The 19837-nt window shown below is 62.7% G+C and carries 17 protein-coding genes and 1 tRNA gene; 4 read left to right on the top strand and 14 right to left on the bottom strand.

The features are described from left to right. Positions 1–130: 130 nt before the first annotated feature. A complete protein-coding gene (gene oscA / locus BN1188_RS01615; protein WP_040259442.1) occupies positions 131–313 on the bottom strand; it encodes a sulfur starvation response protein OscA in 183 nt (60 codons plus the stop codon). 271 nt (positions 314–584) lie between these two features. Between oscA and BN1188_RS01610 the strand changes: the two genes are divergently transcribed. Then, the gene (locus BN1188_RS01610) at positions 585–1574 is read left to right on the top strand and encodes a GGDEF domain-containing protein (RefSeq protein ID WP_040259441.1); all 990 of its coding nucleotides are present in this window, start codon (positions 585–587) and stop codon (positions 1572–1574) included. Between the two features lie 8 nt (positions 1575–1582). Here BN1188_RS01610 and BN1188_RS01605 read toward each other — a convergent pair whose 3' ends face one another. The 3 genes from BN1188_RS01605 to gabD all read right to left on the bottom strand — a co-directional run bounded on the left by BN1188_RS01605 (position 1583) and on the right by gabD (position 6042). Continuing rightward, complete coding sequence (locus BN1188_RS01605) at positions 1583–2821, bottom strand: HDOD domain-containing protein (RefSeq protein WP_052469111.1); 1239 nt, start codon at positions 2819–2821, stop codon at positions 1583–1585. Positions 2822–3196: 375 nt separating this feature from the next. Beyond that, positions 3197–4474 (bottom strand): 4-aminobutyrate--2-oxoglutarate transaminase, encoded by a 1278-nt coding sequence (gene gabT, locus BN1188_RS01600; RefSeq protein ID WP_040259440.1) that lies wholly within the window; start codon positions 4472–4474, stop codon positions 3197–3199. Positions 4475–4599: 125 nt separating this feature from the next. Then, entirely contained in the window at positions 4600–6042 is a 1443-nt protein-coding gene (gabD, locus tag BN1188_RS01595; protein WP_040259439.1) for an NADP-dependent succinate-semialdehyde dehydrogenase, read from the bottom strand. Positions 6043–6300: 258 nt separating this feature from the next. Between gabD and BN1188_RS01590 the strand changes: the two genes are divergently transcribed. Continuing rightward, a tRNA-Arg gene (locus tag BN1188_RS01590) sits at positions 6301–6377 on the top strand. 261 nt (positions 6378–6638) lie between these two features. Here BN1188_RS01590 and BN1188_RS01585 read toward each other — a convergent pair. From BN1188_RS01585 to BN1188_RS01570, 4 genes are all read right to left on the bottom strand, one after another. Continuing rightward, positions 6639–7865: a type II toxin-antitoxin system HipA family toxin gene (locus BN1188_RS01585; protein ID WP_040259437.1), complete on the bottom strand. Its 1227-nt coding sequence runs from the start codon at positions 7863–7865 to the stop codon at positions 6639–6641. After that, the gene (locus BN1188_RS01580; RefSeq protein ID WP_040259436.1) at positions 7865–8188 is read right to left on the bottom strand and encodes a helix-turn-helix domain-containing protein; all 324 of its coding nucleotides are present in this window, start codon (positions 8186–8188) and stop codon (positions 7865–7867) included. The genes BN1188_RS01585 and BN1188_RS01580 overlap by 1 nt, the downstream gene beginning before the upstream one ends. A 262-nt stretch (positions 8189–8450) precedes the next feature. Then, the gene (locus tag BN1188_RS01575; protein WP_040259435.1) at positions 8451–9926 is read right to left on the bottom strand and encodes a YdgA family protein; all 1476 of its coding nucleotides are present in this window, start codon (positions 9924–9926) and stop codon (positions 8451–8453) included. A gap of 123 nt (positions 9927–10049) precedes the next feature. Beyond that, a complete protein-coding gene (locus BN1188_RS01570; RefSeq protein WP_040259434.1) occupies positions 10050–11132 on the bottom strand; it encodes a beta family protein in 1083 nt (360 codons plus the stop codon). 255 nt (positions 11133–11387) lie between these two features. Here BN1188_RS01570 and BN1188_RS01565 point away from each other — a divergent pair, with 255 nt between their 5' ends. Further along, on the top strand, positions 11388–12494 hold the full coding sequence (locus tag BN1188_RS01565; protein ID WP_040259433.1) for a YcjF family protein: 1107 nt from the start codon (positions 11388–11390) through the stop codon (positions 12492–12494). After that, on the top strand, positions 12478–14019 hold the full coding sequence (locus tag BN1188_RS01560) for a GTPase family protein (protein ID WP_084596124.1): 1542 nt from the start codon (positions 12478–12480) through the stop codon (positions 14017–14019). Before BN1188_RS01565 ends, BN1188_RS01560 begins: the two co-directional genes overlap by 17 nt. A gap of 141 nt (positions 14020–14160) precedes the next feature. Here the strand turns inward: BN1188_RS01560 and BN1188_RS01555 are convergent, their stop codons facing one another. From BN1188_RS01555 to BN1188_RS01530, 6 genes are all read right to left on the bottom strand, one after another. After that, entirely contained in the window at positions 14161–15588 is a 1428-nt protein-coding gene (locus BN1188_RS01555; protein WP_040259431.1) for an efflux transporter outer membrane subunit, read from the bottom strand. Further along, the gene (locus tag BN1188_RS01550) at positions 15585–16484 is read right to left on the bottom strand and encodes an efflux RND transporter periplasmic adaptor subunit (RefSeq protein ID WP_040259429.1); all 900 of its coding nucleotides are present in this window, start codon (positions 16482–16484) and stop codon (positions 15585–15587) included. Before BN1188_RS01550 ends, BN1188_RS01555 begins: the two co-directional genes overlap by 4 nt. Continuing rightward, positions 16481–16690, bottom strand: a complete 210-nt coding sequence (locus BN1188_RS01545; protein ID WP_040259428.1) for a DUF1656 domain-containing protein — start codon at positions 16688–16690, stop codon at positions 16481–16483. Before BN1188_RS01545 ends, BN1188_RS01550 begins: the two co-directional genes overlap by 4 nt. After that, positions 16687–18768, bottom strand: coding sequence for an FUSC family protein (locus tag BN1188_RS01540; RefSeq protein WP_040259841.1), 2082 nt, complete (start codon positions 18766–18768; stop codon positions 16687–16689). Before BN1188_RS01540 ends, BN1188_RS01545 begins: the two co-directional genes overlap by 4 nt. Then, positions 18765–19220 (bottom strand): MarR family winged helix-turn-helix transcriptional regulator, encoded by a 456-nt coding sequence (locus tag BN1188_RS01535; protein ID WP_408633551.1) that lies wholly within the window; start codon positions 19218–19220, stop codon positions 18765–18767. The genes BN1188_RS01540 and BN1188_RS01535 overlap by 4 nt, the downstream gene beginning before the upstream one ends. Positions 19221–19420: 200 nt before the next feature. Then, entirely contained in the window at positions 19421–19759 is a 339-nt protein-coding gene (locus BN1188_RS01530; RefSeq protein WP_040259425.1) for a hypothetical protein, read from the bottom strand. Positions 19760–19837 lie beyond the last annotated feature (78 nt).

Here is a 19837-nt window from a genome sequence, read left to right as displayed (position 1 = left end):
CTGAAGACGACTCGAGTTGGCGTTTTTTCTTATGGCGCGCTGGCACTGCTGATAAGGCGACCCACAGAAGGGGTTGGTTCGCTGTCGGCAGCCCATGTGGCGCCCTTCGGGGGTCCGGTCGGGTCAAGGGTCAGCTTGGCTTCTGATTGGCATGTTGCAGGCGAAATTTCTCTTTGCGCTCGATCTGCACGATCTGGGCGTTATGCACCGTAATCTCTACCGCGCCGAAACGAAGGTCACGCAAGGCGCTCTGGATTTCTCTAAGGATTGCCGTTTCATCCTGACTATCGACGCTACGCAAAGGTGCGCTCATGGGGTGCTCCTGGCTCGGTGGCTATGCTCGGGGAGAGCGCCGGCAAGTTGCCTGACGTAGGTGGACTATAAGATCTGCCATTTATTCTCAAAAATAATATTTAAGAATGCATCTAGATCTAAAAGTTTTAAGTAAGAATTTTAGGATCCTTAAGCGATACGGCGGCTGAACTTTCACGGCCAAATTCGATCAGAGCCACATGCTCGCTGGTGCAGCGAGCCATGGCCACCTGCCGGTGGGCCCACCTCGACGCGTCCCGAAAGAAGCCGTGATGGTCAACATTCAAGCTCCGTCCACATCGCTCGAGCAGGTTCCGGAAGCCGCGGAAACCCTTCTTGCCCTCATGCATGCTCAAGGCGAAGTCGCACGTCTCAAGGAACGCGAGGAGCTCTTCAGTTCGCTGCTGGTCAGTGTCAACGCCGTGCTATGGGCGTTCGACTGGGAAACCCAGCAGATGATCTACGTCAGCCCTGCCTACGAACGCATCTTTGGCCGCTCCGCCGGGCTGCTGCTGGCCGACTATAACGAATGGCGAGACAGCATCTACCCCGATGACCTGGACTATGCCGAGCGAAGCCGTGCCGAGGTGCTGGAAAAGGGCTCCATCGAAGACCGGGAATACCGGATCATTCGTGCCGACGGGCAGATCCGCTGGCTGAGCGACAAATGCTTCATCAGCCACCGCCCCGAGTCCGGGCAGCGGGTGATCGTTGTCGGCATTGCTGAAGACATCACCGAAAAGAAGCATCTGGAAGGGGAGCTTCAACGCCTGGCCACTACCGACGTGCTGACCCAGAGCAGCAACCGTCGCCACTTCTTCGAGTGCGCCCATCGCGAGTTTGAACAATCGAGGCTCAACGACACGCCCATGGCGTTTCTGCTCCTGGACATCGATGACTTCAAGATGATCAACGACACTTACGGCCACCAGGACGGTGACCTGGTGCTGCAGCGTATCGCCGAAAGTGGCAAGGCGGCGCTGAGGCGTGGCGACCTGTTCGGACGTATCGGTGGCGAGGAGTTCGCCGCCGTATTCCCAGGCTGCGCCCCGGAGATGGCCCGCCAGATCGCCGAGCGCTTGCAGCGCGAGGTGCAACGGCTGAGCTTCAGCAGCGGCGACAAGACCTACGGCGTGACTGTCAGCCAGGGTTTGACCAACCTCAAGCCGGACGACGAAGCGCTGGACAACCTTTACTCGCGCGCGGACGCGGCCATGTACCAGGCCAAGCGCCAGGGCAAGAACCAGATCATCATGGCCTGAGGGCCAGGTCAGCCGGCCGTGGGCGCCGCCGGGCGAGGCGATCCTGCCGCCTTGCGCAGCCCGGCAAGATGGGCGGCATCCAGCCCCAGCAGTCGGGCAGCCTTGCCTTGAGCTACGGCCGTGACGTCTTCTTCGGCGGGCAGGTTCGCCAGTTGCCCCGCGATATTCATCACCAACGCAGGCCTGCCGTATACCCCCATCAAGGCATACACCGAGGCGATCAGGTCCCGCAGATCGTGCGGCAACCGCCAGCGCGCCCGCAGGGCCGAACCGAAGTTCGCCCCGAAGCGCTGCAGCGAGGCCTCTACCTGAGCAGGCTGCAAGGAGCCTCCGGCCAGTTTCCACTCCATCAGAGTACGTAACAGCGCCAATTCACCCAGCCGATGCAGAAGCCCGGCACAATAGCAGAGCTCGGCGTCGATCCCCTGCTGCCGCGCCAGGGCTCGGGCCAGTTCCGCGGTAGCCAGCGACCCCTTCCAATGCACCTGGGCATATTCGGCCAGCAAGGGATCATCGAGCCGGGCGCTGCGCTTGAGCGCGAGCCCCAGAATGAGGTTCATGCTTTGGTTGGCACCCAGCCGCGACAGGGCTTGCAGGAGGGTATTGGCGGGTTCCTCGCGATGGCGGGCGGCGCTGTTGGCGGCTGCCAGCAGGACAGCGGTCACTTGCGGGTCTGAACGGATCTCTGCTTCAAGCGCGCGCAGGTTGAGCGAACGTGCCTTGATGCTGCGCACGACGGCATCGTACACCTCGGTCATGATGGGCGCGCCATCGGAAGCTTCCCGGCGCATCTCGAGAAAGTCGGCGAGTTCGATCCCGGGCATGACGGGCGGTACTTCGCACACTACCGCTTCCCCGGCCTCCAACAGCAGATTGCTCAACCGCTCCCGCAAGGATTCGAAATTCAGCGGCTTGGTCAGGTAGGCAGTGGGCGTCAGGGCCAGGGTTTCCCGCACGCTGGTGCTATCGCCCCGGCTACTGAGCAGAATGAACGGCAGCCCCGGCGCTCGCGCGCCTCGCCTGACTTGCCGAAGCAATTCAAGCCCATCGGTGCCGGGCAATTCACGGCTGGCGATGATCAGGTCCGCGGGCTCGTCCAGCGCAGCCAAGGCCTGCGCGCCATTCTCGCAGAGGGTCACCTTGGCGTCGCAGCGCACGCTGAGTAACAGCTGAGTCAGCAGGTCCCTGCTCCAGGGTTCGGATTCCGCAATGAGCACGCGGGGGGAGGCGTTCAAGGGTTCGGCCATCGGCAGATCTCCACGGGCCCATTTCAGCCCGACCATTAGCCATTTATAGGCGGCTATTGGCGCTTCTCCAAGTAAAAAACCCGCCTCTAGGGGCGGGTCTCTTCAGCGCGGGCGTGCTCGGGCCGGTTCAGCTCGGCGGAGCACTCTTCCCGAATGGGCCGGGCCTTTTTCCACTGCTCGTCCCGCGCGGGCAGCGGCACCAAAGCCCCACAGTGCGCGCGGGGGGGGGGGCGTAAAGGGGTCCGCCCACCGGCAGATCCCCCGGGCCCCTTTCCACCCCGACCATTACCCATTTAGGGGCGGCTTTGGGCGCTTCCCAAAAAAAAAAACCCGCCTCTAGGGGCGGGTCTCTTCAGCGCGGGCGTGCTCGGGCCGTTACAGCTCGGCGAAGCACTCTTCCAGAATGGCCAGGCCTTTATCCAACTGCTCGTCCGGCGCGGTCAGCGGCACCAAGATGCGCAACACGTTGCCATAAGTGCCGCATGACAGCAGGATCAAGCCTTTCTCACGCGCCTTGGCCACGACCTGGGCCACAGCGGCGGCATTAGGCTTGTGGCTGTCGCCACCTTCGAACAGCTCGACGGCGATCATCGCGCCCAAGCCGCGAACGTCGCCAATGACTGGGTGCTTGGCCTGGATTGCGCGCAGGCCAGCGGTCAGGCGCTCAGCGACTGCCTGGCAGCGTTGCAGCAGTTTTTCTTCCTCGAACACTTCCATCACGGCCAGGGCCGCGGCACAGCCCAGCGGGCTGCCGGCGTAGGTACCGCCCAGGCCGCCTGGGGCGATGGCGTCCATGATCTCAGCCTTGCCGCACACGCCGGCCAAGGGGAAACCGCCGGCGATGGATTTGGCGAAGGTGGTCAGGTCCGGCACGACGCCCATCTGCTCCATGGCGAAGAAGGTGCCGGTACGGCCAGCGCCGGTCTGCACTTCGTCGGCGATCAACAGAATGCCGTGTTGGTCGCACAGGGCGCGCAGGCGTGCCATGAAGGCCTTGGGCGCGACATAGAAGCCACCCTCGCCCTGCACAGGCTCGATGATGATGGCGGCGATGTCACGTGGCTCGGCGTCGTTCTTGAAGATGCGCTCGATGCTGGCGATGCTGTCGTCCACGCTTACGCCGTGCAGCTCGCACGGGTACTGGGCGCGGAAGATGCCGCCGGGCATCAGGCCCATGCCGGCCGAGTAAGGCACGACCTTACCGGTCAGGCCCAGGGTCATCATGGTGCGGCCATGATAACCGCCGGTGAAGGCGATCACGCCCGCGCGGCCAGTGGCTGCTCGGGCAATCTTCACGGCGTTTTCCACGGCTTCGGAGCCGGTGGTCACCAGCAGAGTCTTCTTGGCGAAGTCGCCGGGCACCTTGGCGTTGATCTTTTCGCACAGCTCGACATAGGGCTCATAGGCCAGGACCTGGAAGCAGGTATGGGTCAGCTTGTGCAACTGAGCTTCCACCGCGGCGACGATCTTGGGGTGCAGGTGACCGGTGTTGAGCACGGCGATGCCGCCGGCGAAGTCGATGAATTCACGGCCTTCGACGTCGGTAACAGTGGAGTTCTTGGCGTGGTCGGCGAAAATCGGGTGGATCTGGCCGACACCACGTGGCACAGCGGCCATGCGCCGCTGCATCAGGGATTCGTTGGTCTTGCTCATGGGAAAGCTCCTCGAGCGCCGCTCATCGTCGGCGCGGATCAGAACAGGGCACCTGGCACGGCGGGGCAGCATACGATGATCGACTGCCCAGCGGCCGGGATGCCCGGGGTAAGTGCTGCCCGCGCTTATACGCTCAGGCAGAGGTATTTGATTTCCAGGTAGTCTTCGATGCCGTACTTGGAGCCTTCACGGCCCAGGCCGGAGGCTTTCACGCCACCGAAAGGCGCGACCTCGTTGGAGATCAGGCCGGTGTTGATTCCGACCATGCCGTATTCCAGGGCTTCCGCAACCCGGAAGACGCGGCTCAGGTCCTTGGCGTAGAAATATGAAGCCAGGCCGAACTCGGTATCGTTGGCCGCGGCAATCACCTCGGCCTCGTCCTTGAAGCGGAACAGCGGCGCCAGCGGGCCGAAGGTTTCTTCCTTGGCCACGGCCGCGCTGGCCGGTACGTTCAGCAGTACGGTCGGCTGGAAGAAGTTGCCTTCGATGACATCGCCGCCGGTCAGCACGCTGGCGCCCTTGCCCACGGCATCGGCAATGTGCTCCTTGACCTTGGCCACGGCCTTTTCGTCGATCATCGGGCCAGTGGTGGTGCCATCTTCCAGGCCATTACCGACCTTGAGCTTGGCCACCGCCGCCTTGAGCTTCTCGGCGAAGGCGTCGTAGACACCATCCTGTACATAGATGCGGTTGGCGCAGACGCAGGTCTGGCCGTTGTTGCGGTACTTGGAGATCATCGCCCCTTCCACGGCCTTGTCCAGGTCCGCGTCGTCGAACACGATGAAGGGCGCGTTGCCGCCCAGCTCCAAGGAAACTTTCTTAATGTCTGCGGCGCACTCGGCCATCAGCTGGCGGCCGATATCGGTGGAGCCGGTGAACGACAACTTGCGTACGGTAGGGTTGCCGGTGAGCTCGCCGCCCACTTCACCCGCGCTGCCGGTGACCACGTTGAAGACACCCTTCGGAATGCCGGCGCGCTCGGCCAGCTCGGCCAGGGCCAAGGCCGAGTAAGGGGTCTGCGAAGCAGGCTTGAGTACCATGGTGCAACCAGCCGCCAGGGCTGGCCCGGCCTTGCGGGTGATCATGGCTGCCGGGAAATTCCAGGGGGTAATGGCCGCAGTCACGCCGATGGGCTGCTTGAGCACGATCAGGCGCTTGTCGGGCTGGTGACCAGGGATCACATCCCCATAGACGCGCTTGGCTTCCTCGGCGAACCATTCCAGGAACGAGGCCGCGTAGGCGATCTCGCCCTTGGCCTCGGCCAGCGGCTTGCCCTGCTCTAGGGTCATCAGGCGGCCCAGGTCGTCCTGGTTTTCCAGCATCAGCTCGTACCAGCGGCGCAGCTTGGCGGCGCGTTCCTTGGCCGTCAGCGCGCGCCAGGCCGGCAGGGCGCGGTCGGCCGCTTCGATGGCCCGGCGGGTTTCAGCCTTGCCCATCTTCGGCACGCTGCCCAGGATCTCACCCGTGGCCGGGTTGTTGACGCTGATGGTCTGGCCGCTGTCGGCGTCCGCCCAGGCACCATCTACATAAGCCTGCTGGCGGAACAGTTGGGCATCTTTGAGCTGCATGTCGGCTCCCTAAGCTGGCCTCGCCCGTGCGAAGCCTGAGGTTGGCGGATGGGCGCCCAGCGTTTGGGCGTTTGAAATCTCAAACGCATCCTAGGATCTGGGCAAGAAAAGGACAATAGCTGTTCGAAAAAAAGAACATCGCGTGGAGGATTCCCTGATAGCAGGCCCGCCAGGCCTGCGAACCGGGGCTACGGAAACGCAGGGCGACTTATCAGCATAGACGGGCACCCTAGACATGGGTATCATGGCGCCCGCGTTGCACTCGTAGCTCAGCTGGATAGAGTACTGCCCTCCGAAGGCAGGGGTCGTGGGTTCGAATCCCGCCGAGTGCGCCAGATCAATGTTTCTAGTTGTTTACCGATGCCTATGAAACGCCCCGCAGAGCCCGCCCCGTGCGGGCTTTGTCGTTTCTGGCTATCTCTTCTATCTACCCTCATACCGGCCGCTTGGTATATCAGGCTATCCCCGGGAAATCCTGAGAGCCGAAGGGATATACAAACTGAAGCGTTTCGAGATCGGATACTCGCAGGCAGGGGCTCTTTAGCGCGCCGGACGGGGAACCAAGCATCGCTCAGGAGAATCCTTCGCAGTTGCCCCTAAGCCAGTAGTCTCTCGCTACATGTTGCCTCCACCGCCGCATCCAGCTCAGCGCCAGCCAAGTGCTTTGCATAGTGTTCTATCAGCTCCGGCCCCCAAGAAGCGACCTCGTCCAATATGCCCGCCGCCTCATCTTTCGTCAGTGCAAAATGCTTATGCTGGCTAAGCAGGTTAGCTCGACTTAGCAGGGTACCGTCGATACCAACAGCCATCGACAGCCTCTGTGCAGGTCCCTCTCCCAGTATTGGAAGCACGTCATACATAGGCGAAAGACGCCAAGCCCCTTCCTGCCAGATCACTGCGTGGTTGCGAGGATGATCGTCACTGTTCCCTGCAAGAGCGTTATAGGCCATACGCCTGTAGAGCTCTTGCCTATCAGAATCTGGCGCGCCTCTGCGGTATAGCTCATCGGCGAGCGCCGCGTAGAGCCACCCGTTGTTGCGCTGCGCATGCCATTCGGCATCGAGAAGAGTCAAGCCACTCATCATCGGGATGCGCCGAAACCTTGCATCTTCCTCTGACCATTCTCTGTCAAATCGCTCCACTAGCAACGTGTTGCCTTTCTCACTTTGATAGAGCGCAGTCCGGGCTACATTCATGCCCTTACTAGCCGCGAAAGTCATGCAGGCATACTCGAATTTAGGCAGATCGTAGTGATCGAATTTGTCGCGTGGCTTAGCAAGAATCAGCTTGTGATCAAAACGGTACGTGCGTTTGGGCCTGGCACCGCCGACAGCTGAGCGCTGATCTCGTATTCTTAATGCTTCCAGCTGCTCAGCGCTCAGCTGGCTGTCATAGATCGCAGCACAAACATCGATGAAGTGATCGAGCCCTTTGGCTTCAAGCATTTTCATGGGCCTTTCGCCTACACCGGGCCTCGGTGTGCGATCTTCACCAGCCATTATATTTCCGGCGCGATCCTCATTAGGAGATAACAACAGAAGCTGGATCGGAGTGAGCTCTCCTTTTCGGGTGCGGCGCAGCAGCCGTTCTCCCCAACCATCTGGCATCGCATCATCAATGAACCCTGGAACCCCCCCATTCTTCTGCACCCGAAAAGGTCGAGCGGAGAGCGGATATCGTATCGGATCAGGCACCCAACGCCTGGCATCCACGATTTCCGGCGCATAGACGAAGGTTCCCGTACCACCTGCAAGGGTCAGTCTGCCCAAGGTCAGGGTCTCGCGCGTTTCTGGACATTCCATATAAATGTAAGCGCGTGACACTAGAAGTCCTCCGGGTTACTACGCGGCAGTCTTACTCGCTTGGTCGTGTTGGTTTCCAAAGAGTCGAGATCAAGCGCAGGGTCATCGAGCAGCGCTTGGAAAACCCGGTCAGAGACACCAACAGTAAATAGCGCGAGCATGAAATCGCGCAACGAGACCCCTTCAGGCTTCCCGCCCTCGAGGTGACGAACCGCTCGAAGAGAAATCCCGGCCATAGCAGCCAGGTCAGCCTGCCGTATCCCCATGCGCAGACGGGCCTCCTTCACCAGAAGACCTATACGGTAAAGCAGCGAGGCGCTTTGGACAGGGAAAAAGCTTTTCATAAGGTTATACCAGCCGACATCCTATAGGTAATAAGATATCATTTAATGCAATCTTAACAGCGCTCCCCGGCGGCTAAGATTTCTTATAATGAAATCTTAAGTACGATAAGGTTTCCTTAAAGGATATCTTATAAGCGTGGACCAAAGGGACGAAGCTTCCGAACAGGTCCTGAACCGTCCCCCCGAGGGATATGCCTCATTCGTAGGCCGGCCGTCCCTTGTCTCCTACACTCCAGCCTGACGCCAAAAGCCTATCACCGCATCACCTTTGCCCGAACGCCGCCATCAGGAAACCCGCGAATTCCTGGGGCGTCATCTTCTGGCCGTTGAAGTCCACGCTGCCGTTCTCGTAGCGCAAGGTTGAGACCACGGCATCTCCTTCAGCCTTGGCCAGGCCTTGCAGCGTTGCGAGGGTGGCGACCATGGTCGCGGCGGCATCGCCGTTCTGGGCCAGGATGGCGGCGTCGGTCTGGCCCTCCAGGCGGCCCTTGAGCATGGCGAGATCGCGCAAGGTGCCCTTGGCCAGGGACAGGCGAGCATCGAGGAGGCTGAGGCTGTTCTGGAACACTTCCGGTGCGGGGGCGTTCGGGTTGGCCGGAGCGGTGAAGTCCAAGGCTAGGGAGAGATGGCTTTCACCGGAGGCGGTCTTCAAACCCAGTGGCTGCAGTTCCACATGGGGCTTGCCTTGCAGAAGACGCTGCAGGCTCGCCTGCCAGGCCGCTTGTTGCTCCGCAGTCAGTTGCAGGTGCAGCGGGCGATGCTCCTGGGTGGCTTCGGCGGCCTGGGGGGCTACCACTTCCTGATAGAACCTGGCCAGGTCTCGGCTGGCCTGGATGTCCAGCTTATCGAACACCCAGCGCATCTGCCCGCTTCCCACGGCCTCACCCGCGGCAGTGGCAGAGCCGAAGCGATAGTCGACGAAACCCTTGAGCTTGCCTTCAAGCTCTTCCAGGCTGCCATTGGCCGCCAATGCGGTCACTTCCAACACCGATTCACCGCCGGAGCCGACGCTCATCCGTTCGGTTTCCATGCTGGTGTTGCCCAGGTAGAAACCGGACTCGCCCTTGATCCCGCCGGTATGCAGCTTCACGTTCTTCAGTTCGATGTTGACGGGAGCGTCGGGATCGGTGGAGGTATAGGTAAAGCTTGCGATACGCGCGTCCACCTCGTTCTTCTTGCCATCGATTGTGCCCTTGCCCGTGCCTTCCAGCCCGGTGAAACTCAGTACGCCCTGCCCGCTCTGCCATCTGAACGGCACGGCATGGAACTCAGTGTCCAGGGTACGGCCGTAGCCGAACACGCTGTAGACGGTGATGGGCGCCTGACCTTCCGGCAAGCTCAGCAGCTGGCTGAATTCACCGCCAGGCACCAGTTGATAGTCCATGGCAGCCATGACCGGCAGCCACTTGAATACCCGCACCCTGGACCACGGCAAGGGACCGTGCTCGATCTGCGCGGTGGCCTCTATTTGTAGAGGCTGGCCGCCATTGAAATCCGGCGCCTGAATGGTGTTGACGAAATGCGCCGTACTGCTGAAGAGATGGCGCTCGAACCTAGTCAGCTCCACCTTCGCGCTTACCGGCTGCCCGGCTAGGCTCGCCTGGATCTGCTGGTTCGTTTCGCTGACCTGCTGGCGCAGCAGGGGCTCGACCTGGGTACCGGTGTACCAGGCCATGCCGGTGATGGCCGCGCCCGCGACGATGACCGCGCCGATCGCGGTAGGGAGAATCTTGCTCATGGATCGGGATGCTCCTTGCAATGAAGCTGCACAGCTTTTCATGAATCGGGATGGAAGACATCTGCTACGTGAGATCACTCGGTCATTCGCTCCGGAAGAATCCCTGCAACGCCGGGGGCAGCGCTAAGACATATGAAAGTTCGCCAGCTCAAGGACTACCCGGGTGAAATGATGGTTATGCCCGATCGCGGCCCACCCGCCGGCCCCCTGAGCCGGAATGCCGAGCTCGGCGCATTGCTGGATACATTCATCTCCCCAGGAAAAGCACTCGCCGTCGAATTGCCCGGAGGTCAGCACCTGCTGGCAAAGCTCTCGGTACTGGTCGTGCCCATCGTGGCGTACCGGCCCTCGCTGGGCCCTCAGCCAGCCATCGGCCACGGTGTAGTCGATCATGGCCTGAGGCTTTTCCAGACGCGGATCGGACAGTCCGGTAAGCGGATGAGCGATGCTGTAGTCGCCGAAGGCGGGGCGCCGGGTTTCCCCGAGGCGCCTGGACAATTGCTTGTAGGCCAGCCACTCATAGCGCCGGGCGACCTGCAGGTAGGGCCGCATCTGTTCCTCCGTCTCGGTCGGAAAGGCCGACCCTAGCAAGGTCAGGCTACGCCAGCGTGCCAGCAAGGGAGTGTGCTCGAGCAAGGCCTGGGCATGCCCGGCCTGGGCAGTGGCGCAATGGGCTATATGCTGGTGGAAGTCCAGGATCAGGTCCACTTGGCCAGGGGCCAGACCCATATAGGCCAGCAGGCCTCCTACCTGAGCGGCCAGCTCCGGGCGATCGTAGTCTTCGCCGGTCAACCGCAGGCAAAGGCCTCGGCCCTGGCGACGAACGATACGCGCGGTGGCGGCCTGGTATTGGTAGTGTCGGTTCAGCCCAGTCACCGGTAGCGCCAGGCAGCCCGCTTGGGCCGCCAGCTCAAGCAGGCGTTCGAAGTGATGGATGCCGCTGGCGCAGAGCGCGTCCGCCGGCAGGTGGCAGGAGTCCACGAAGCAGGGCAGGCTGCCCCAGTTGGCCATGAGGCGTCGCCCGAAGTGCTCGATGTGGTCGTCGATGCTTTTCTGCGGCTGCGCCGTTTCGTGGTCCCAGGCTTCGGCCGGGATCTCCAGCAGTGGCGTTATACGGCTGCGTAGCAGATCGCTGACGCGAGCCAGGGCCTGGTATTCCCCGTGGCGCCATTTCAGCACCGGTACGTACTGACGGTGGTCGAACATGCCATGGCGTCCTTCTGTGCGAGTTTCAGCCGGACTATAAAGCGCACGCCCGAGCGCTCTGAATCAGGCGAGGCTTAAGTTTCTGTAGGAAAGGGTCCGCACACCCCGTAGCCCCTTGGAATAGAGGTTTTCCTGTCCGCGACGGCAGGCCCCAGGTAACCTCGCGAGTCTTGGCGGGACAGTCGCTTGCCAAGTGCCAGGATTTTTTCCCAGCGCAACGGGCCTAATGTCCATGCCCCACTGGAATGCACCTTCATGAGCCTGCTCGACCGTGTTTACCGCACCCTCAACCCAGCGGCCAACCCCTCGCTGGAAAAGGCTTTCCAGCGCAGCGAGGCGCACCTGCCTACGTTGTGGCTGCTGGGCAAGACCGGTGCGGGCAAATCATCGCTGGTGCGGGCGCTCACAGGCCTGGACCGTGTCGAGGTAGGAGCAGGGTTCCGACCTTGCACCCTGACCTCCGTCCGCTATGCCTATCCTACCGAAACCCCAGTGATGGCGTTCCTGGATACCCGGGGCCTGGCCGAAGCGGACTACGACGCTCGCGAGGACCTGGCCAACTGCGAGCGCACCAGCCATGCGCTGATCGTGGTCATGAAGGCCGAGGATCCAGAGCAGTCCCAGGTGCTCGCCGCGCTCAGGCAGATCCGTCGCTCCGGCAAGGTTCGGGAAGCCTTGCTAGTACATACCGGCGTATTGCAGATCGATGACGTGACGGAACGGGAACGTTGCATCGCTCGTAATGAAGAGCAGGTCCGGCAAAACTGGGGACAGGTCGATGCCGTGGCGGTGGACTTCGGCGACCTGGACGGCCGGCCCTATGGCCTGAAGGCCCTGACGCAGAAGCTGGCCGAGCGGCTGCCGATCCTTGGCGAGCTGTTCGAGCATCGGGCCCATGCCGATGTGGAAGAGCGCAACTTCCAGCGGCTGAAGAAGGAGGTCATCTGGTACGCAGGGGCCGCGGGCGCTGCCGATGCCATCCCTGCCGTTGGCCTGGTGGCTGTGCCAACAGTACAACTGAAGATGCTGCACAGCCTCGCCAATCAATATGGCCTGGCTTATGACCGGCGCTTGCTGGCGCAATTCGCTGCTGCCCTGGGCACCGGTTTCGGTGTGCACTACGCCTCACGGCTTGGCCTGCGCCAGCTGCTGAAGCTGATTCCCGTGGTTGGCCAAACGGTAGGCAGCGCATCGGCGGCGGCCGCCAGCTACGGCTTTACCTACGCCCTGGGCAGGGCAGCCTGCCTGTACTTCTATCGCCTGTCCCGTGGGGAAAGCATCAGCGCCGCGGAGCTGCAAGCGCTCTACAAGAACGCCTTCAACCATATCCTTCCGGTGGCTCGCGATGAAAAGAACCTTTAGTGGGTTGGCCGCGCTGACCCGGCTGTCAGACCGGGTGATGCCCTATGCCCTGGTCTCGGTGGTGCTGCCGCTGTTGGTACTGGCCGGGTTCGGTCTTTACGCCGTGATCCGTTACGGTTATGTGTTGCACCTGATCCTGGTGCTGATCGCTTGCACCTTGCTGAGCAGTTTGGGCCTGCTGCTGGCCCGCCGCCGGTTCGGCCAGAAAATGGGGCCGGCGGTACGGGAAGCTCTCGAAGCGACGCCGCGCACCCCGGACTACTGGCGCCCTCAGGACCGTGAAGTGCAGCAGGCGCTGATGCCGGAGCTGCGCGCCATGGTGGCCGCAGAGGTACCTTGGCAGGAGCTCCCGCATACGGGTCTGGCCGTGTTGAGGCTGGTGGCGAGCCGGTATGATGCCCAATCCAGCCGGGCCCACTGGGCCTTCACCGCGCCCGAGCTGCTGGCCATCATCGAGCAGGTCAGCCGTCGTTACCGCCGCGTGCTCAAAGCCCATGTGCCGGGTGTCGACCATTTGCGCCTGTCGACCTTGCTGAGCTTGAACGAGCAGGTGGAACGCTATGGCCCGCTCGCTCGCAAGGCGTTCAACCTGTACCGGGCCGCGCGCCTGATTTCACCCCAGGGCCTGGTGGCGGAGGCCTTGACGCAGTTGCGAGGCGAGGTGTTCAGTGGCCTTAGCGACGAGTTACAGAATCGTCTGAAGTACCTGCTGTTGCTGGAAGTGCTCAGGGCTGCCATCGACCTGTATGGCGGGCATTTCCGTCTCGATGACGATCAACTCCAGGCGGCCCGCGTCACCGAACGCGACGACGCTCGCAAGGCGCCACCGTTGGACCCGGTGCGCATCTGCCTGGTCGGCCAGGTGGGCGCTGGCAAGTCCTCGCTGATCAATGCCCTCACCGGCAGCCTGAATGCCGAAGTCAGCGCCCTGCCCGCCACTGATGGCGTAGCCGTGTACGAATGTGCAATCGAAGGCGCGCCCAACATTCGCCTGGTCGACCTTCCCGGGCTGGATGGCAGCGAAGCGGTAGACGCCTTGGTGTTCAAGGAAGTGTGCGAGTGTGATCTGATCATCTGGGCCTTGAAAGCCAACCAGCCAGCCCGCGCCCTGGACAAGCAGTTCCGCGAGCGGCTCAAGCTGTGGTTCGCCAAGCCTGAGAACCTTGAGCACGAGCCAGCGGCGATACTGGGGATCCTTACCCAGGGCGATCGGCTGGTACCCGCTGGCAGCTGGCCCGCGGCCTTTAGCCTGGACGATGGTAGCAAGGCCGCCCGCGCCGCCGGCGACGCCCTGGCCTACAACGCTCAGCTGCTGGACCTGCCCGACCTCATCCTGACCGCGCTACCCCAAGGCCAGCCCGCCTTTGGCTTGGTGCAATTGCAAGAGCGGCTTCAGGGGTTGTATGCCAAGGCGGTGAATGTGCAACTCAACCGGCGTCGGCGCGAAGCCGGGGCCTTTTCCGTCAGCCGCGAGCTGGAACGCATCAAGCGCGGCGCCAAGGGCGCGTTCAGTCTGTTGCGGTGATACCACCTTCGCCAGCTCCGCTGGCTCCCACCGGGTGAACTGACCCCATTGATTGAACCGCGAGGTGATGAAAAGGCTTTCTGATCGAGCACAGTTCGTCAGCTTCGCAGGCTCCCATCGGGTTCATCGCTTCGCCGGTTGCTACCGCTCCCACCCGCCACCCAAGGCCAGGAAGAGGTCGATCTGGAGCATGGCGACCTGGGTGTTGGCTTCGGCCAGCTGAGCGCGGGCGCTGGTATAGGTGCGGGTGGCCTGGAGGTCTTCCAGGAAGGATTGGCGTCCGGCCAGGTAGAACTGATGGGTCTGGTCCGCGGCCTGGTGGGCTGAGCGTTCGGCTTCGGCCAGGGCATCGCGACGCTCAAGGGCCGCGGCATAGCTCGACAGGCTGGTTTGCGCTTCGCGCACGGCATTGAGCACCACCCCATCGAAACTGGCCAGGGCACCCTGAGTGGCCGCCTCGGCTTCGCGGATACGGGCGCGGGCGCCGTTGGTGGGTACCGTCCAGCTGATCATCGGGCCGAAGCCCCAGCGGTTGGTGGCCGGCCCGCCCAGATCCTCCAACAGCCCTACGGTACCCACAGTGGCGCCGATACTGATGTCCGGGTACAGCTGGCCGGTCGCAACCCCGATACGGGCTGTGGCGGCGGCCAGCTGGCGCTCGGCCCGGCGGATGTCCGGACGGCGCTTGAGCAGGCTGCTGCCATCGCCTACAGGCAATAGCTGGGCGATATGGGGCAGTTCCGCGCAATCCCCTACCCCGGCGGGCAATTGCTCCACAGGCCTGGCGAGTAACATGGACAGGCGATACAGGCCCGCGGCGCGCTCGGCCTGGTAGCGCGGCAGCTCGGCACGCAGGGATTTGAATTGGGTCTGGGTGCGGGTGACCTGGGTTTCATCACCGCGCCCTGCGTCACGCAGGCGCTGTGCCAAGTCTACCCCTTGCTGTTGCAATTCCAGGGAGCGCAGGGCGATGTCACGCTCTTCATTGGCCGCGCACACCTGGGTATAGGCCCGCACTACGTCGGCCACCACCGTGATGCGCGCGGTATCGGCCGCGGCCTGGGCCGCGTCGGCATTGGCATTGGCCGCTTCCACGCCGCGCTTGAGCGTGCCCCAGAGGTCAAACTGGTAGGACGTCTTGATGGAGGCCGCGCCTATGTTGTCCACCGGCACCTTCTCGGTAAGCAGAAACGCCTGCCCCGACTCCTGCAGGCGCTGGGCTTCGGCGCTGATACTAGCATTGAACCCGCCCTCCGCCTTGGCTTGCTCGGTCTGGTAGCGTGCCCGTGCAATATTCGCCGCCGCCACACGCAAGTCGGTGTTGGACGCCAGGGCCTGGCGTACCAGCGCATCCAGGCGCGGGTCATGGTACAGCCGCCACCAATCGTTCGGCACAGGCGCCGATACTACGTTGGGGTTGTCGGTACCGAGATTGCCTTGCAGGTCGGGACGCTGCAGCGCCGCGTTGGCTGGGAGGTGATAGTCCGGGCCCACGGTCTGGCAGGCCGCCAGGCTCACTAGCCCGGTCACCAGACCGGTCAGCGTCAGGGCTCGCCACAGACCGTTCATTGCGCCGCCTCCGGCTGTCCCGCTGCCCGCGCATCATCGAGCAAGGACACCGTGGCGGTACGCCCGGCGATCATGCGGAAATCCTTCGGCACCTGGTCGAAGGCGATCCGCACCGGGATACGTTGCGCCAGGCGTACCCAGCTGAAGGCAGGGTTTACGTTGGGCAGCAGGTTGCTACCGCTGCTGCGGTCGCGGTCTTCGATACCCGCGGAGATACTCTGCACATGCCCGGTCAGACGGGCCGTGTCGCCCATGACGCGGATATCCACCGCCTGGCCGACATGGATATGAGGCAACTTGGTTTCTTCGAAATAGCCATCGATGTGGAAGGAATCGGCATCGACCACCGAGAGCACCGGGCGACCCGCACTGACGAACTCGTGCTCCCGGGGAGCGCGATCGTTCACATAGCCATTGACCGGGCTGCGCACTACCGAGCGATCCAGGTTCAGCTGGGCGGCGTCCACCGCAACCTGGGCCTCGAGCAGGGCTGCCTGGGCACGGGTTTCTCGGGACTGGCTTTCTTCCAGTTGCTCTTTGGCCACCAGGTTGCCAAGGCCCCGGTTGCGCCTGTTCTCACGCTGCGCCTGGGCCAGGGTTTCCTTGCGATCGGCCAGCCCTGCCTGGGCCTGGCGCAGGGCCAGGTGGAAGCGGTCCTGATCGATGGTGAACAGCACATCGCCACGCTTGACCCACTGGTTGTCATGCACCGGCACCTGTTCGATCAGGCCGGACACGTCCGGGGCGATCTGCACGATATCGGCACGGATATGCCCGTCCCGGGTCCAGGGCGCGAACATGTAGTACATCACCATGCGCCATACCAGCACCACGGCGAGCGCCACCACGATCAGAGTGAGAAAGAGGCGGCCAAAGGTCAACAAGGGTTTTTTCATGTCATCAGGCTTCGGCAGATTACGTCCACCGCGCTCAGCAGCACGGCATAAAGGGCAATGTTGAACAGGGCCCGGTGCCACACCAGGCGATAGAAATGCAGCCGGTTGAGCACGGCATGCACCGCCAGGAACAGCCCATAGGCGATGGCCATGATGCCTAGCAGGGTCGGCAGGAAGATCCCGCCGATATCCAGTTCACCGATCACAATGGCGCTCCATCGATACCATAGGGAGGCTGTTCTTGCGCCTGCTCGCCTTCCACCACCATTTCAGTACCCGGCAGCAGCGCCAGGCGCAGGCCACTCAAGGCCAGCAGCAGATGGGGACAGGCGTCGCTCGCCAGGCTATTGCCCAGGCCACGGCGGGCACGATCCAGCGTCTTGAGAATGTCCAGGGGCGCTGGCAAGCGCTCCCCTGCCTTCAGGCACGCCGAAAAATAAGCGGCGACCTCCTCCACGACTTGCTGCAACGACGCTTGGGCTGAGGGCTCCACGCGCCGCGCATAGGCCAGGATATCCAGCAGGTTGAGGGCCACTCGCACATCGCGCAGGGCACCGCCGGTGTCCTGGCCAACCTGCCCCAGACGCGGCAGCAGTTGCATCAGCCGGTCTAGCAGGCGGACCGCCATCTGCCGGTGCTCCTGCAAGGTGCCGGGCTCGCCAAGCCGCACGATGTCCTTCCAGCCGAAGCGGGTCAGCCGGCGCGCCGCCGCCTCGGTGCCGAAAGGCCGCACTACAAGTGTCCAGCAGAAGGCGAACAGCAGCCCGGCGGGGCCGGCGATATTGCCGTTGATGAAACTCATGAAGTCCGCATCGTATTGGCTCTGGATACTGATGAACGTGGAGCTGTTGACGATGGTAAGCAGGGTGCCCAGATAGAACTTCGGTTGCACCGTCAGCGCGCCTATCCAGATAAAGGGCACCGCGAACGCCAGCACCAGCATGGCGAAGTCATGCAGGTTGGGCAGCACGAGGAATAAATACAGGCCCGACAGCACCACGGACACCAGGGTCCAGAAGAAGAACCGGTAGATCTGCGGCGCCGGGTCGTCCATGGAGGCGAAGAAGCTGCAGGACACGGCGGCGAGCACCACGGCGCTGGCCCCATCGGCCCACCCGGTCAGCATCCAGATAGCGCTGGCGGCGATGATGGCGGTCACCGAGGACAGCGCCGAATACAGCAACAGGCCTCGGTCGAAGAACGGCGTCAGCCGGCCCAGGCGCCAGTGCCGGTACACGGCTTTCCAGGGCTGGCGCTGTTCGCTGGCGATGGCTACGTGCAGTGTCCGACAGTCCTGCCAAAGATCGATCCACTCTTCGAGCCGGTAGAGCGCGTTGGCCAGCAGCAGGTTATGCCGGTCGCCCAGCGCCTCGTTGGCGGGGCGGGCCTGGTCGATCTGCGCGTGCAATGCCTGCCAGGCCGCTTCGCCAGGCGCGTCGGCGCTGGCGCTCACCCAGCGCTGGGCATGCTCCAGGATCGGAGCCATCCGTGCCGCCAGCTCAGGCGTGCGCCGCTCCAAGGCCACCAGGGCGTCATCCAGCGCATCGATGGCAGGCAGAAGATGAATCATCCGCCCGCGCAACTCCTTGCGATTTCGCACACTCTGGGGCGTAGCGCCTTCATGAGAAAGCTGGCCGATCATCTGCTCCAGGGAGTTGAAGGTCACCACCATGGAGGCCCGCAGCGGGGCCACTTCCTCTGCGCTGACGCTTCGCGACAGATAACGCAGGCTGTAGTCGCTGGCTTCCTTGAACCATTTGTCCAGCGCCCCGGACACCACCGGTGCCAGCCGCCGCGGCCAGAAGATCGCGCCAATCACCGCCGCGCAGACGATGCCGATGAAGATCTCCTGGGTACGCGCCGAAGCCACGTCGAACACGGCCGCGGGGTTATCCACCACTGGCAGGGCGATCATCGGCATGGTGTAGCCGGCCAGCATCAATGCATAGAAATTGGCGGTGCGCAGATGCAAGGAAAGGAACAACAAGGTGCCGGTCCACAGGCCGACCACGATGGCCAGCAAGGCCGGCGCCTGGACAAACAAGGGCACCAACAGCACGGCCGCGCTGGCCCCTAGCAAGGTCCCCAGGAAGCGATAGACGGCCTTGGAGCTGGTTGGGCCTACGTAAGGGCTGGATACGATATAGACCGTGGCCATGGCCCAGTACGGCCGCGGCATTTCCAGCTTCAAGGCAATGTACAGCGCCAGCATGGAAGCGCAGAAGGTACGCACCCCGTACCACCAGTCCTGGGCAGGGGGCAGGTCGCTGAAAAAGCCTTTCAGGATGCCCATACGGCCGACCCCTGCCCGGCTTCCTCGAAAGCCCGCACCACGCGCAGGGCGGCTTCCAGGTCCGCTTTTTCCACGTTCTTGAGCACATCGCGACGCAGCCTTACCAGTTCGCCCTCGATGGCTTCGGCCAGGCTACGACCCTCGGCGGTAAGGCTCAAGGCCTTGGCGCGCCGGTCGGTGGCATCTTCGGTGCGTATCACCAGGCCCTGGGCGCACAACTGGTCCAACAGGCGTACCAGCGAAGGGCTTTCCAGGCCAGCGGCCTGGGCCACCGTAACCTGGCGCACCCCATCACCCAGGCGCACGATGACCAGCAAAGGCACCGCGCACGCTTCGGAGATACCGTAGTTGGCCAAGGTCGTCTGGCAGATACGCCGCCAATGCCGACCGGCGACGACCAGGCCGCTGCTGACGTTCAACTGGAGCTTGTCGAGTGTGTTCACAGGCACCACATGATTGATAGGTTGCTAACTATCAATATTCGAGCAAGCTTACAGTGTAGTCAATAGTTACAAATTGCCAGAGTGATAGGTGGTGTGCGTGGAGAGGCGCCTGCTGGCTGTCAACAGGAAAACAGCGAAGCGAGAGTCCGGCAGGCAGGCTGCGCGGATTGACTCGCTTCGCTGGTTCCCCACGGAGGTGCTTAGATAAGGCCGGTTTCTTCGTCGTTGATCAAACGGCTCAAGCCCCCCAGGGCTTCGCGCGCCTGGGTGCGGTCGAGCAGCTTGGCCTGGGCAGCGGGCGGGAGGTCGGTGATGCGGATGACGCCTTTGCTGGTGAGCAGCTGGATCAGGTCGTCCAGTACCCGCACCATGTCCAAGTCACTTTGGCGCAACTGCTTGAGGCTGGTTTCCACCGCCTCGCTACTGAACCAGGCCTGGATATCCAGATGGTCGGCGGCCAGGGTTTCGGTATAGCCGGGAAACTCTGTTGGCTGGACCCGCATAAGCTGGCCTTCGCCATTGCGCTCGACATAGAACATCACAGAACCCTCATGATTGGTGCCCTTAGCATAGGGCAAGCACAGGCGGCACCACCAGCGCCACCCGGGACGGCAGCC

The organism is Pseudomonas massiliensis, from assembly GCF_000826105.1.
Lineage (GTDB): Bacteria > Pseudomonadota > Gammaproteobacteria > Pseudomonadales > Pseudomonadaceae > Aquipseudomonas > Aquipseudomonas massiliensis.
The sequence above is the reverse complement of the archived record's forward strand: the minus strand, read 5'-3'. Positions and strand labels throughout refer to the sequence as shown.

Excerpts from the sequence above, each read along its gene's own strand:
- oscA (WP_040259442.1), bottom strand. The coding sequence starts at position 313 with ATGAGCGCACCTTTGCGTAGCGTCGATAGTCAGGATGAAACGGCAATC.
- BN1188_RS01610 (WP_040259441.1), top strand. The coding sequence starts at position 585 with ATGGTCAACATTCAAGCTCCGTCCACATCGCTCGAGCAGGTTCCGGAA.
- BN1188_RS01605 (WP_052469111.1), bottom strand. The coding sequence starts at position 2,821 with ATGGCCGAACCCTTGAACGCCTCCCCCCGCGTGCTCATTGCGGAATCC.
- gabT (WP_040259440.1), bottom strand. The coding sequence starts at position 4,474 with ATGAGCAAGACCAACGAATCCCTGATGCAGCGGCGCATGGCCGCTGTG.
- gabD (WP_040259439.1), bottom strand. The coding sequence starts at position 6,042 with ATGCAGCTCAAAGATGCCCAACTGTTCCGCCAGCAGGCTTATGTAGAT.
- BN1188_RS01580 (WP_040259436.1), bottom strand. The coding sequence starts at position 8,188 with ATGAAAAGCTTTTTCCCTGTCCAAAGCGCCTCGCTGCTTTACCGTATA.
- BN1188_RS01575 (WP_040259435.1), bottom strand. The coding sequence starts at position 9,926 with ATGAGCAAGATTCTCCCTACCGCGATCGGCGCGGTCATCGTCGCGGGC.
- BN1188_RS01570 (WP_040259434.1), bottom strand. The coding sequence starts at position 11,132 with ATGTTCGACCACCGTCAGTACGTACCGGTGCTGAAATGGCGCCACGGG.
- BN1188_RS01565 (WP_040259433.1), top strand. The coding sequence starts at position 11,388 with ATGAGCCTGCTCGACCGTGTTTACCGCACCCTCAACCCAGCGGCCAAC.
- BN1188_RS01560 (WP_084596124.1), top strand. The coding sequence starts at position 12,478 with ATGAAAAGAACCTTTAGTGGGTTGGCCGCGCTGACCCGGCTGTCAGAC.
- BN1188_RS01555 (WP_040259431.1), bottom strand. The coding sequence starts at position 15,588 with ATGAACGGTCTGTGGCGAGCCCTGACGCTGACCGGTCTGGTGACCGGG.
- BN1188_RS01550 (WP_040259429.1), bottom strand. The coding sequence starts at position 16,484 with ATGAAAAAACCCTTGTTGACCTTTGGCCGCCTCTTTCTCACTCTGATC.
- BN1188_RS01530 (WP_040259425.1), bottom strand. The coding sequence starts at position 19,759 with ATGTTCTATGTCGAGCGCAATGGCGAAGGCCAGCTTATGCGGGTCCAG.